At 43.9% G+C, this 13202-nt stretch carries 14 protein-coding genes and 2 pseudogenes; 5 read left to right on the forward strand and 11 right to left on the reverse strand.

Features of this window, described 5'->3' with window-relative positions:
• Positions 1-4: 4 nt before the first annotated feature.
• From AC6B99_RS24650 to AC6B99_RS24680, 7 genes and pseudogenes are all read right to left on the reverse strand, one after another.
• On the reverse strand, positions 5-379 hold the full coding sequence (locus tag AC6B99_RS24650; protein ID WP_496664451.1) for a BlaI/MecI/CopY family transcriptional regulator: 375 nt from the start codon (positions 377-379) through the stop codon (positions 5-7).
• 304 nt (positions 380-683) lie between these two features.
• Positions 684-1028, reverse strand: a pseudogene (locus AC6B99_RS24655) (ABC transporter ATP-binding protein); the annotation flags it as partial.
• Positions 1028-2131 carry a FecCD family ABC transporter permease gene (locus AC6B99_RS24660; protein WP_496664452.1) on the reverse strand — a complete coding sequence of 368 codons (1104 nt, stop codon included), beginning with the start codon at positions 2129-2131 and terminating at the stop codon, positions 1028-1030. The gene AC6B99_RS24660 and the pseudogene AC6B99_RS24655, both read right to left, overlap by 1 nt.
• Positions 2132-2225: 94 nt before the next feature.
• Positions 2226-2453 (reverse strand): annotated as a pseudogene (locus AC6B99_RS24665) (iron chelate uptake ABC transporter family permease subunit); the annotation flags it as partial.
• Positions 2454-2526: 73 nt separating this feature from the next.
• A complete protein-coding gene (locus AC6B99_RS24670) occupies positions 2527-2982 on the reverse strand; it encodes a GyrI-like domain-containing protein (RefSeq protein WP_494865315.1) in 456 nt (151 codons plus the stop codon).
• Positions 2983-3255: 273 nt separating this feature from the next.
• A complete protein-coding gene (locus tag AC6B99_RS24675) occupies positions 3256-4134 on the reverse strand; it encodes a hypothetical protein (protein WP_496664453.1) in 879 nt (292 codons plus the stop codon).
• Positions 4135-4181: 47 nt separating this feature from the next.
• Entirely contained in the window at positions 4182-4460 is a 279-nt protein-coding gene (locus AC6B99_RS24680; protein WP_056031566.1) for a DUF2564 family protein, read from the reverse strand.
• A 670-nt stretch (positions 4461-5130) separates the two neighbouring features.
• Here AC6B99_RS24680 and AC6B99_RS24685 point away from each other — a divergent pair.
• Positions 5131-5628 (forward strand): RNA polymerase sigma factor, encoded by a 498-nt coding sequence (locus AC6B99_RS24685; RefSeq protein WP_056031562.1) that lies wholly within the window; start codon positions 5131-5133, stop codon positions 5626-5628.
• Positions 5609-6181: a hypothetical protein gene (locus AC6B99_RS24690; RefSeq protein ID WP_496664454.1), complete on the forward strand. Its 573-nt coding sequence runs from the start codon at positions 5609-5611 to the stop codon at positions 6179-6181. Before AC6B99_RS24685 ends, AC6B99_RS24690 begins: the two co-directional genes overlap by 20 nt.
• A gap of 170 nt (positions 6182-6351) precedes the next feature.
• On the opposite strand, the gene AC6B99_RS24695 is transcribed toward AC6B99_RS24690, so the two are convergent.
• A complete protein-coding gene (locus tag AC6B99_RS24695; protein ID WP_496664455.1) occupies positions 6352-7599 on the reverse strand; it encodes a histidine phosphatase family protein in 1248 nt (415 codons plus the stop codon).
• 67 nt (positions 7600-7666) lie between these two features.
• Entirely contained in the window at positions 7667-8572 is a 906-nt protein-coding gene (locus tag AC6B99_RS24700) for a hypothetical protein (RefSeq protein ID WP_494865322.1), read from the reverse strand.
• A gap of 202 nt (positions 8573-8774) precedes the next feature.
• Between AC6B99_RS24700 and AC6B99_RS24705 the strand changes: the two genes are divergently transcribed.
• Complete coding sequence (locus AC6B99_RS24705) at positions 8775-10040, forward strand: gluzincin family metallopeptidase (protein ID WP_056031551.1); 1266 nt, start codon at positions 8775-8777, stop codon at positions 10038-10040.
• A 245-nt stretch (positions 10041-10285) separates the two neighbouring features.
• A complete protein-coding gene (locus AC6B99_RS24710) occupies positions 10286-10597 on the forward strand; it encodes a hypothetical protein (RefSeq protein ID WP_155972863.1) in 312 nt (103 codons plus the stop codon).
• A gap of 197 nt (positions 10598-10794) precedes the next feature.
• On the opposite strand, the gene AC6B99_RS24715 is transcribed toward AC6B99_RS24710, so the two are convergent.
• Entirely contained in the window at positions 10795-11448 is a 654-nt protein-coding gene (locus tag AC6B99_RS24715) for a hypothetical protein (protein WP_494878980.1), read from the reverse strand.
• A gap of 190 nt (positions 11449-11638) precedes the next feature.
• Between AC6B99_RS24715 and AC6B99_RS24720 the strand changes: the two genes are divergently transcribed.
• Positions 11639-11878 (forward strand): helix-turn-helix domain-containing protein, encoded by a 240-nt coding sequence (locus AC6B99_RS24720; RefSeq protein ID WP_056031541.1) that lies wholly within the window; start codon positions 11639-11641, stop codon positions 11876-11878.
• 9 nt (positions 11879-11887) lie between these two features.
• Here AC6B99_RS24720 and AC6B99_RS24725 read toward each other — a convergent pair whose 3' ends face one another.
• Positions 11888-12961, reverse strand: a complete 1074-nt coding sequence (locus AC6B99_RS24725) for a hypothetical protein (RefSeq protein ID WP_496664456.1) — start codon at positions 12959-12961, stop codon at positions 11888-11890.
• Positions 12962-13202 lie beyond the last annotated feature (241 nt).

Genomic DNA, 13202 nt, shown 5'->3' on the forward strand with positions numbered 1-13202 from the left:
GCACCTACTTTTCCGACAGCCATTTTTTCAATTCCGCAATATCCTCATCCGATAACTTGTCACCATCATACAAAGCCGAAACCATGTTCTTGACGGAGCCTTGATATAAGCCATCCAGAACTTGCTGCGTCCCTATTAGCTTGTAATCCTCGGCCGAAATAAGCGGTTCGTATTTATTGATCCGTCCATGCCTCGTAGTCGTTAGCGCCCCTTTTTCGACCAGGCGTGAGAGGAAAGTGGAAATGGTCTGTGCCTTCCATTCCTTCCCCTTTAGGGCGAACATACTCAGAAGCTCAGTAGATGTGACAGGGGGCGTGCACGCCCAAATAACCTCCATTAGCTCTACTTCAGTATCCGATAACTTTTGAATCTGGTTCACCGTGAACACCTCTTTACTTCGTTATGCGTCCATAACGAGCTTTGTTACTACATGATGTAGTAAATAAAACCTACTACATTTCGTAGTAGGTTGTCAAGTTAAACGGATTAACGGCCGTAGCTGTAGTGATAATTAAATTCAACATCGTATCCCATTTGAATCTGAAGCATTTTTCAAGTTAGCTTTAGGGAAATAGTAAATGTCGGGGTATGGTGCGCTGATATAATAAAAAACCATTTGGGAGTTAAGCAGCATAGGGCTGGGTTAGGTGAAAGGAGATTTAATGCGGGTTTTACAGAAAGATCCATCCGCCGAGTAATGATTGGTGCGGAAACCTTCCCCGTCCCACCAAGTCCGCTACAGAAATGCCTTCCGGAACAATAGGGGATTGCGGCAGCAGTCCTACCACTCGAGCCAATTGTTTAGGCGGGATTTTGCCGAGTGGCTTGCCATCAAGGGTGATTTTGCCCGATGCAGGTTTTATAAGCCTGGCCAGTGTTTTAAGAAGCGTAGACTTACCGCAGCCATTGGAGCCAATAATAACGCTTATTTTATTGCTAGGTATAACAAGATCTACTCCGTGAATAACCGTTTTATTCTCATAGCCCGCTACGATTTGTTCGGCTTGAAAAATATGTGTCGGTTTCATTATAATTCTCCCTTTCGATTCATTCGGATTAACAAGAAGATTAGATAAGGCGCTCCGAGCAATCCGGTAATGATGCCTACGGGGAATCTGTACTCAAAAGCAAATTGTCCGATTAGATCTGCCGCCAGGACCAAATTAACGCCAACCAGTCCCGCCGGGATGATGTTCGAGAAGCCGGCTCCGACCATTCTTTTTGCGATCGGTCCCGCAAGGAAGGAGACAAAGGCTATTGGACCCGTGGTAGCCGTAGCAATAGCAATCATGATGACGGAGCTCACAATTAGCGCAATTCTTGTCCTGTCCGTGTCCACGCCGAGAGAAGAAGCCGATTGTTCGCCAAGCTCCAATATGTTTAGATGTTTTCCTAGAACAATAATGATAGGAGTAAAGATAATAACCGTTATTATAAGAGGCGGAAGCTCACGCATTTGAGAGCCATTGAGGCTGCCTCCGAGCCATCTGAGCGCTGAAGGGATATCTTGTTGGGCGCTAACGAGCAGAAGATAGGATATGACGGCGTCAAGCATAGCCTGTATGCCTATTCCGACAAGAATCAATCGCCCGATTGAAAATGTTTTGCCCCTGGATAATGCATAAATCAGAATGACAATAGCTAGACCGGCGATGACAGAAGCAATGGAAATCACTGCTCTGCTTGAATGAAGGATAGTGATGCAAAAAACAGCCGCCGCGCTGGAGCCGGAGGTAATACCGATGACATTCGGGTTCGCAAGAGGATTGCGCAGCATCGTTTGGAAGACATAACCAGCAATGCCGAAAGCAAATCCAGCGAAGAGACCAGCCAGCATTCTCGGTAAACGTATTGTACTAACCGCAAAAAATACGCCTTTAAGCTGCTCTCCCGAGAGCGCAGTAGCAGCTCCACACAAAATAACACCTGCAAAAGCTGCAATAAACCTTAGCAGCCCTGTCCGAACGCCTAGTCCAGTCGCAACATCGTCTCCCAGTGCCAGCGCATTTAGTGCCGGGGCAGCCATAAAAGCGATTAGTAAGCCAACGATTAGAAAAGGGATGAAGGTAGTAATAGCGCTCCAGGTTGCCGAACCGACGCTTCCTACTTGCCAAAATCTGAACTGATCCATAACATAGGAGCGCGGAATCATGATGGCGGTAACCAGAAGCAAGGGCGGCGCTGGTGGCCGCCCCCGCCAAAACAAGCTTAATGGGCGTGGCGCCGCCACGCCCCATAGAGCCGATTCCAAATACGAACACTGCCGTAATCCCAGCTCCGGCTAAAGCAAGCCATATATATTGATTAGCGCTGCTAATATTCAAGAACGCAATCCCGCAGACCACAAACAAAGATGCGCCTGTGTTGACTCCCAGTATGCTTGGATCTGCAAGCGGGTTGCGAGTGACCGACTGCATAATCGCCCCGGAAACGCCCAGAGCGACACCGCACAATAAACAAAATACGGTTCGAGAAATTCGCTTGTACGTGTCTTAGGAGGTTGTAGATTATCGTGATTTTAGAAAGTTATACAGGTTTAATCGGCACGCATATTTCGCAAAAATCATTGATAAGCATTTCACCAATGTATCTTTCTAAAATTGGTTTATTGTCCATTTGGTATCCGTTGTTCTGCAAGTATGGAAAAATCTCATTCCATGCTCTTTCTATAGCTTTCGCTGTATGTTTGATTTTGCAAATAATATACGTTCCACCATCAAGCTGGCCTTCGCTAATGGAATCATCATCTGGATAATCCTTTGCAATGACAATACATGCATCATATCGACAGTTTTCCGGCTTTGTTGTTTCAGGGTTATCTTGTGGCACTCCGAGCAGGATAGTCGATTCGGTAAGCAGCTCTTTCCCCTTAGCCCATTGTTTCAGCTTCTCCATTGCTTGACTATTGGCAGGACCATATGGACCTACTTGTCGCACATAGGCAATACGGTATTTCGGCAAAGTTTCGATTTTAATATTCATTATTTTATTTCCTTTCTTCATTAGAATTGACTACATTTGGAATGCTATCATGCTATAAAATAATATTCATTATTTTTTTGGGAAAAGTAAGGGAGAGTGAGAGGGGAATCTAGCTTGTATCCGGCGCGAGCAAAGGATCAAGAGATGGATTCGTTAGAGGAGTTGCTGAACAAGGAGATAAAGTTTGGGTCGTTTCTCAAAGCAAGCCTGAAAGTTTGGACTTAAATAATGGTGTAGAGCGGATAACGCTGTTTAGTAATACACAAGGATTGTTCACAGTCGCACAATTCGTCGATAATGCAGCTGATCGAGCCATTCCACCCATTCCTGTTCATCTTCATGTTTGTCACGGTAATATACGGCTGTTGGCAAATAACTGAAAAAGACGCCCAAACCTCCATTGTGATTGGCCCCGCCTTCGCCACCTTTGCCGGTCGACTCTCCGTCTTCTGTCTTGGTCAGCTCCTTCTGGTATGGATCTCCCAGAAAACGCAGTCCGAAGACATTCGGTAGCTCAAGGTCATAGGAATGGCTGATTGCTCCTGTTGGGGTACTCGTCTCTCTGTCATCCTTAAGACCCTCAAAATATTTTAGATTCATCGAGTAATCCATTCCGTCTCCCCATGGAAACAAGGTTCTACAGCCGGCACCATACATATACTCCCACTCGTCCTCGGTTGGAATGTCGAATTCCTGATTCAAGGTCGAATCGGCCCAATCCTCAAAATTCTCGCTATCATTAAACAGATAGATGCGAATATGTTCACCATCCCGATCTAGACGATAGGAAGGATAATATTCGCGGTTACCGTTAGTACTCTGCTTGAACGCTTCTAACCGCCCTAACAGTTCGGCATCATTTTCTACGTCTAGTTCTTCAGCAGCCACTTCGGTCCAGCTGATTGGCTGGGTATTCCGCTCTACCAGCATCGGCCCAATAGCGGCTTTTCTGACCGGAGTCATCATTCGACGCAGTCTATCCTCCGGCTTCTTAAACGATTTCCCAATTTTCATCAGGTTTTCTTCCGAATCCATGCGTGCCGTGCTATCCGGCTCCTCGAACCAGTTGTTCCAGCCCAAGGTTACCTCGTCGCCGGGAACAAAGACAAATTCTATCCCTTTATAGGCGGATATATTGTGAAATAAAAACAAGCCCCATTCGTTTTACATAACGAACGGAGCTTGTCTTTATTCTTATATTACTGATCCTTCATATTTTCTTGTACTTCATCCAATTGGTGCTCCAGAAGCTCTAACTGCTCTTTATTTTGCTGGACGGTGTCCATGTGACCGTAATGTTGCTCTGCATTATCTAGCGCATTTTCTGCATGTGATATTGAATCGCATGCTTGCTCAACGGTTTGTTCTTCTGGATGAGACATCGCTTGCTTAACCGCATGATTTGCCTTTTGGACAGAGTTACTGAGCAAAGTGCTCGGATGATCCTCTTTCCAACTTGTGTCTGTGTGCTTAGCCAAGTGTGCTTTTTCCCCTCTCGATTAGATCATGTTGTCCACACTATAGTTTTGTGAAATATCCAGTAAAATATGCATGGATTGCTGCTAACGAATAGACATATGAGCTATAAGCATGATGAAGCAGGAAGCTAAATCATCAGTTTTAGGAGGAAGAGTACTCTGAAAGTTCAGCAACCGTCCGCCGTTTTCATGCAAGTTGTTGCTTTTATTGCTGTGGGGCATGATAACAAGGCATTCTTGGGAACTATAATGGTTTAATCGGCACACAGATTTCACATAAATCATCGGTAATCATTTCTGCGATGTATCTTTCTAAAATCGGTTTATTGTCTAATGATGCAGGCTTGCTGCACTTGGACTTTTGTTCGACATCATCGCCAACTCCTTTATTGGAAAAAGCTCTGGAAATAGCCGAAAATGGTATAGGTGAGGATTAGAACGAAAAAGCATCCAATCGGGTGCTTTTTTATTTTGTCCTATAGATGCAGTACTCTACATGATTGAATAGCAAGGTTAAGGTAGGAGGGCAGCCATGTCATGCCAATGTCCTTATTCTATCTCTTTTAATGGAACGGATATTTTAGTGGAAATCATTAAATGCTAAAAAAATTAGACGCAATGAAAAATATTAGAACTCTCAGTTGTATTAAAAGTGAAAGGGGGTGCTGAGGTGTACAATTCATATGAGCTCAATGAATCTGTACGGCGGGCCTTGGATCTATATTCACAAAGCATGATCAAAATTGCCTTTGCGTATTTGAAAAATATAGCTGATGCGGAAGAAGTGACCCAAGAGGTATTTCTCACCTATTTGCAAAAGCGCCCTGTATTTGAAAACAATGAACACGAAAAAGCATGGTTGATTCGAACAACCATAAATAAAAGTAAAAATATGCTGAAAACAGGATGGTTCAAAAGCAGAAATCCTGTTCCCGAAGATCTTAGCTATCTCCCACCGGAAGAAAATGGGGTCTTGCAGGCTGTACTAGCCTTGGACAAGAAGTATCGGATTCCGATTCATCTGCACTATTATGAGGGATATTCCATTAAGGAAATTGCCGATATTTTGCAGACCAAGTCGGCAACGGTAGGAACATGGCTCGCAAGAGGACGCCTTATCTTAAAAGAGAAGATTGGAGGCCTTGAGGATGAAGAAATCTGTTTATAAATCCGCGATGTCCCGTGTGAAAACAAGTGAGAATTTTCAAGAGGCAACCTATCAGAAGCTGATGTCGGAAATGGAAAAGACAGCACAACCAAATTTGATCAATCAAAAGGAGTCGTTTAAAATGGAAAAAGCTAAAAAAAGAACGTTAACAGGTTGGACAGTTGGTATTGCAGCATGTGCAGTATTATCGGTAGGCATCTTCGCGATGAATCAGGATACACCAAATATAACAAATGTGCCAAATACAACACCGGAGTCGGCTGCTGTTGCAACAAAACCTCCTACGAGCGGCAAAGCGGTCGTCAATATTGAGGGCGTGATTACGGAAGTAAGCGAAGATGGAGCAAGCTTCAAGGTTGGCGACTTATGGGTAACCGTAACCCCAGAAACCGAATTGGGTATCAGTGGGCCAACGGCTGCCGAGCCGTCTGAAGATCTGCTGCAAAAGGAATTTAAAGTTGGCAATATCGTATCCGGATTTACGACAGAGGATGTCAGCACAGGAAAAGTGAATGCAACGCGCATTTACAATAATATGGCTCCACAGAAATAAGATAACTATGCCGATGAAAGCTGAAAGAGAGAGTGAAAAACTGCAAGACCGCAGAGAGTTATCTCACTGCGTTCTTTGCAGTTTTTTAGTGTATGGAGGAATTTCCTCAGTTACTTTCCATCGTGTTGCAGCCTACAGCGGTATGCTTTTATTTCCTTTAAATATTTTTGTTACCTCAAGGTTAATTCACGAATATCGCTACTGTGCTTAATCAAAGCTTCCTGCAGCAAGTCCAGTACCTGCACTACGGTATAGCCTTTTCCCTCGCCCAAGGGCTTAAGCCATACCATCCCTAGATGAATGAAGTCATCGTATTCTTTAAGCTGATTGTTAAATGTGAAGTGATGAGCAACAAATACTTGATTGAATCCTTGCTTAGGGACTATTTCTAACAATTGAGGCAAATGATTCTTCTGGATAAGCCGCGGCTCAATTAGAATATTTTTCTCGCTGAAAGCCAATTCCGCCGTTTGTCTCGCACGGTTGATCGGACTGGCGCTAACCGGCAGTTGTATGGGGATCTTTCTTTCAGAAAGCAGCTCGCCCAATTTCCTAGCTTGCTCTTGACCTAATTGACTCAACATAACCTCATCATTATCAGTACTTTCAGGCTGCGCATGTCTAAAATAGAGGTTGAATCCACCTTCGAGAAGCAGCGAAAAGGGATTGCTTACTGTTTGCAGCCATTTTTTTAGCGCCCATCCGGTTTTGGATAAACCAGGTTGCAGGACCAGCAGATTTTGCTGCTGAAGCAGATTTTCCATCAATTGGTGACTACTTTGCGCCGCCTCCATTCCTAGCGCCTCCGTTGTTATTTCCACAATTGAGCTTCCAGCAACCGTCCAGATTTCAATACTTTCTTTCACCCCATTCCGTTCTCCTTGATATTTTTGAGCAGGGATCGGGCCATACATATTTGATTTAGATAACATCTCCTTAAAAGTTATCTCGCCCCATTGCTGCAATCGCAATGGTTCCGGCGCATGCTTCATCAATGTTATTTTCCAATCACTGGTATCGTTCAGTTCAGAAGCACTTACTTTTACCTCATAGGAAAGGTTTAACGATTGATGCTCCCCGGTCCAATCCACTTCTTTGTTAAGGGAAGGATCGTTCAGATCAAAACCCAATTTCTCTGCTTCTTGAATAGCATTTTCAATCGTCATTGTCCCTTGAAGAGCAATTCTCTTTTTGAAGGTGATTTCCCAGTGATCCTTCCCTTGTTTGAGACGTCCACGCAAAATCCAGCCTTTACGGTACAAATCCAAAGCAGAAGTATCCAAAAATCGAATATCCAGTTGCTGATGCTCAGCTTGGTCCAGATGAACAAGGTCGGTGCGCAGTTCATGTTTATCCGTAAGTACCTGGTTGCCATCCAATAAAAATTTGATTTCATACGGCATATCGGTTTGACTCATTCTAATTCCTCCATTCGCAGAAATGAATGTAATAATAAAAAAAGTGGGGGAAGCCCCCACTTTTTGCTTAATGTGCTGGAACTGCCTCTTTGATCACCGGGTAGAAAGTTCGTGCGTCTTTCTTTTCATCTTGAGTTCGAAACACAGTGATATCAAGCTTCTCTCCATTAAGCTCAACCGGGATATGTTCCCTGCCATCGAGAAACGCGACTGTACCTAGAGCAAGTAGGCCTTCTGGGCTTGTACCGACAAAAAAACCTCCGATATTTTTAATCAGCTTTGTTTTTTTACCTTGATTATCTATTTCTTCCAAAGAGTATTCAATCGTTATCACTTCAGCGAGCTTACTAGCTTCTATTTTATTTACTTCTACATGTCTAATGAAAACAATTGAATCTTCTTTTTCCAATTTGACGAAGGGGCCATCGTTAATCAAATAATGGTACCAGAAATGATGGCCGCCCAATTTCCTCCTTTTACTGCCTTGCTCGCCTAGAAACACATGCTCAAAATAAGAGGTGCTGTTTCCTTTAATTAGTTTGAACCACAGTGCTTTCAGCATGTTCTTCCAATCATCATCTGAATTCCCAGCCGCAAGATGTCCGTTCGATTCAGCATATTCCCGAGCAATTTGCATGGGCTTAGTTCCAATAGCAAATTGTAAGAACTCATTGACCTCAGCTTGCTCCTCAGGAGAAGTTGATTCCTTGCTTCCTACTTTCCAATCATAATTATCATGCAATTTAATAAATAAGTCGTACGAGGGCTGTTTGCTGTCAGGAATTAGGGTTTCCTTAAATACTGTAATCTCATTCTTTTCACTTCCTGGCGTTGAAGCTTCATCGGGCTGCGGGTTCATATCGACGATAACGTAACCTTGTGCAGGGTCCTTTTGATTGTCACTAAGTCCTTTAATCAAAGGGAGGATTCCGTTTTCCTTCATATCCGCTTCCCAAATTTTTTGAAATGTCATCAGTGTATCCCTCCAAAAATGTGTTTTTGAACCTGTAACATCTTGTGTGTTTAAGACCGCTTTTATGTATCAAATTACGACAGCCATAATAAGTTAATATAATTATTATGACCTTTATATACCAAACAAACGAGTGATAATAACACTGAATTTAGGTAAATATAATATTCGTTGTCAGCTCATAACCGAGGAGGATACAATAATGTCGCAAATGTTAGATGCTAATGCACGAGAAAATGGAACGCGGTTTTTAATCTATCCGCAAAGCAAAACCATTCCTGGATTCGAACAACCCGAGGTGGTTTATCTTAATGCTCAGCCAGGCTCGATACAGAGCGGACCGGAAGACAACAGAATATACGTGGTTGATGCTGTTAATAAGATTCCTTTTGGCTTTGAGGGTTCCCCTGCGTTCAAGTACAGATATGAAGGTGAACAGAATCCGCCCGTGAAGCCCGATGCAGACGGCCATTTTGATCATATTCGACCGGGAACGCATGAGTTTTCAGCAATGACCATGTTTGCCACGGTAAGGCGTGTAATGGAGATTTGGGAGGATTATTTTGGACATGCCATTAAATGGCCGTTTTCGCCGCCAAAACTTCTGCTAATTCCCAGAGTGGAATGGGACAATGCTCACTCAGGTTTGGAAGGTTTTTTGGAGTTCGGTTTTCCTAGAGGAAGAAATGGCAGAATAGATCATAATGATGCCTATTGTGAAAATTTTGATGTATTAGCGCATGAAACAGGCCACACCATTAATTTTTCGGTTTTAAAAGGGTTAGATGAAATTCAAAATTCTGATCAATTAACGCCTGAGTATGGCGGGCATCATGAGGCTTTTGGCGATCTAGTGGCAATAGTGGCAACCTTACATTTCGATTCTGTAATTAAACGGTTGCTGGATAACACGAAGGGGAACTTGTTCTCCCCTAACGAATTAACCCGACTCGGGGAATTAAGCGGTGGCCGATCCATACGCATAGCATTTAATGATTTCAAAATGAGTATGGTTGGGCGAGAACCACATGCTTTATCCCAACCATTTACGGGAGGTGCCTTTGATATATTAGTAGAGATGTTTCAACTTAATTTAATTGAACAAGGCTTAATTTCGCAATCGCTTGGAGATCGCTCGTTTCATGCAAAGGGAGATGAGATTTCTAAAGTGCAACGGGAATTTGAAGCCCTTTATCCAGGCAAGGAGGAGCAATTTACGAAAGCATTGCTGGATGCCAGAGACACATTTGGTAAGCTAATGGCCACTGCTTGGAGCAACACAGAGGTGCAAAAATTTAGCTACAACAAAATGCTGGGCCACATTTTGGATGCAGATCGCGAGCTTTATAATGGAAAATATGAAAAAACCATTCGTGGCTGTTTTGACTGGCGTGGAATTACGGCCTCAACCAGATTTCAATTTGATTCGATGAAAACACATCTTGTAGATGAGCTGCTGCCCGTTTAAATGAGGGGCTGAAATGGATTCAAACATTCGCTGCAGATCCGCGCGGTTTTGTAGGGAATGTTTGAATCAAAAATCCCTCCCAAAAAGATACTAAAATGATGTTAGCTCCCGCTCTGTAAAGAGTCAGGGGGCTAATTGTTTATGAATAAATGGCCAACCGAAAATATACGCATCTTAAGCAGTATTTAAAAGGGGCGCAAGAGGCGCTTCTGCATTGAACGTACATTATCCAGAAATCGTGACGATTGAACCGCCGCCATCTTTATATGTATGATGTACCATTTTCGATTTGGCGAATTATCCATTATAATAAGCTCAACAATAATATGGATATTGGGGGCGGTGTTTTCAACATGGCGATCCTTACTTTTCTCATTATCGGCTGGGTCCTGAATTGGTTTAAATTCGAGCGGGTGTTTAGTCAAGCCTTTAAAGAGCTATTTAACAAAGAGGTATCATCGGCAAGTTACTACTTCCTATTTTTTGTCATAGGGGTTTTCGGTGAAATTGTGTTACTGATTCAAGGTGCCTACTACGATTATTTCTTGCAAAAATAGCTGATAGAATAGGCTTTGCAGCATAATAACCGATATCGGTATTTGGGCTCACAATGAGCCGGGAGCTTCTGATATGGCTGGTGTTTCTTCGCATAATGTCCGTTTTCTTGATAAAAATAAAGCGCTTCTGCAGCAGAAGTTTGGAGAAAGCGCACAGCAGCAGGCTGACGCCGGTCATTGACTGGTGCCAGCTTTATTTAACTTTCCCAGCTAACATGGACGCTGCGGCACAGAAATTGTCCGCCAAAACCTTCTTGTGAGTCGATGACAACATGTATCGCTTCTTCCTGATAAGTAAATTCCAATTGAAAAATAGTATTGTGCTCCTCGACAGTAGAGAGATTCTCTTCCTGGACCCCATCAAAACGGAAGATGACATTTTTCGCTGCCTCTTCAACTAAGGAGGGCTTAATAGCAATGGTCAAGCTTTTCTCCTCGCTCGAACCTTCATTTTCCCCATCCCAGCTTGCATCCATTATTTCATCGTAGTGAAAGGGAGGAAAATAACCATAATGTGCAATGAGCTGCTCCGCACCTTGAATCGAATGGCGTGGGGAGAAAATCCGTTTGATCTTATGCGCTTCCTTTAACTGCTTATGATACATGGGGGCTGTGAAGAGCAGCAGCGATTCCGGGTTAATCTCCATCACGATCGCTGTGAAAGCGGCCCAAGATGAAGTGCCAGTTGTCCCCGTGGTCACTTGAATGTGATCATAGCGAAGCAGCTCTATTTTTGGCGAATGACTGAGCTTTAACCGATATCCTAATGTATCCTGATGCGCATGGGGGAAATGCAGCCATTCTGGCTCTACGGACAGCACACGGATGCTCCACTCTGCTGCCCTATTCATGCTTTTTCCTCAAGGGTATTTATGTAGGCCAGCGGATTATTTTTCATATCAACCTCACCTTTACGGAATAAAATATTAGCTGCTGCTCGAAATTTATAAATAGCCCGACATTGGGGAATTATTCTAAGGGCGGAAAAAGGCGACTGATCCGCTTTCTTATGAATAGCCAAACATAGTAGGAGGAGATTAAATGAAATTTGAACTTGGGCGCTGCTTGCTGCTTGAGCGATTAGCGGAAGCCGACATGACCATCGGTCAATTAACCGAAGCGCTGCATTATAAACACGAGCGGATGAATGATTTTATAGAAAATAAGAGAATGATGCCCTTGAAAACCGCTATTTCAATCGCTGATACGATTGGATGCTCGGTAAATGACCTATATGAATTAATCGCGCTAGAAGCCGAAGCCCCTCCCAGAGGCGAATAGGAGGCTCATCTAGGGCGTATGACGCCAAGCCGAAATGCCGCCCTGCGAATCCAATTGTAGAAATAGCCGCCCCCCTTCATGGTACAAATCAGGACAGAAGGCTTCCTCTGCAGCTTCCTGTGCCCCGTCATGCCTATTCCATACGGTCATATTCAGCCCCCTCCCCCATAAGAACAAGCGATCACCATCTACTGCTAATTTTCCCTGTGGATGAGGATAAACATTCTCTATTGGTGAAGTGGTCTCATAGGCAGGGGCCTCTCTTAATACGATTGAACGTTCACCCGTCATCACATTGAACACCATAACGACAGGCAATGCGCCTTCATCCGGCAAATCCTCCTCATCGAATAGATCGCCATCCACTTGTCCCCAGATTGCAATGGTCTGCGAATCTACCCAAGCGGCGGGCAAGTCCCAGTCCACAAGTATTTCCCAAGGTGAGGATACGGAAGCACCGTCTTCCGACTCACGAGCGTTTTTAAGCCAAGCTCGGACATTCCAGGACCGAATAATACCAACAGGCTGCCATACCCAGCCCGTATCTACAACCCACTGCTGATCCGGCGATACATAAAGTTTGGCGTGAAAATAATTAAGATAGCCGTCGTCTTCATATTCGGCCTGTGGACGGCTGCTTAGAAGCTCCCCTGTCAACACATCGGTTAAGTCCACACGATTCCACAGTGTTCCATGAATGAGCAGAGATCGTCCGTCAATCTCGGCAAAGGCTAACGGAAAGGTACATACCTCTGAATGATAGTCGTCTCGAGACAGCTTCATCATTTGTTGACGGGCGAGCAAATCATAAACTGCGGCGTGACGGCCAAAACAGTTCGAAACCGCTGCATATTGCCCATCTTTACTGATTACGACTTGCACGGGATGATGAATATTGAACTCAGGGATATCCACTTGGAGCAGTTGTTCAGCAAGTCCTGTAGCAAGGTTCAGCTTCCACAATTCACATGCATGATTTAAGGCAAGCACCGACATATTTTGCTCATTAGGCAAAGGATGCATAACAGCGATAGGACCTGGGGAGGCGCTAAGCGCTGGCAAAGAAATGTGATGCAATGGCATATTACCACCCCTTTTCATTAATAGCTCTATTTTAATCTATTCCTATGTATCTTCCAAATACTAGGGCGTGCAAGCAAACCGGAGTCGGTCTACTGCGTCTTGCTTAGCGCTTATTCGAAGCGAATCTCAAAGCAAATTTCAAAGCAGATCTCAAAGCAAATCTAAAAGCAAGTCTCATCTGACGATTCAAGACTTAAGGAGCCGCAGCGTGAGATTGTTGCTAAGACCATTGTCGCTAAGA

The organism is Paenibacillus liaoningensis (assembly GCF_059609455.1).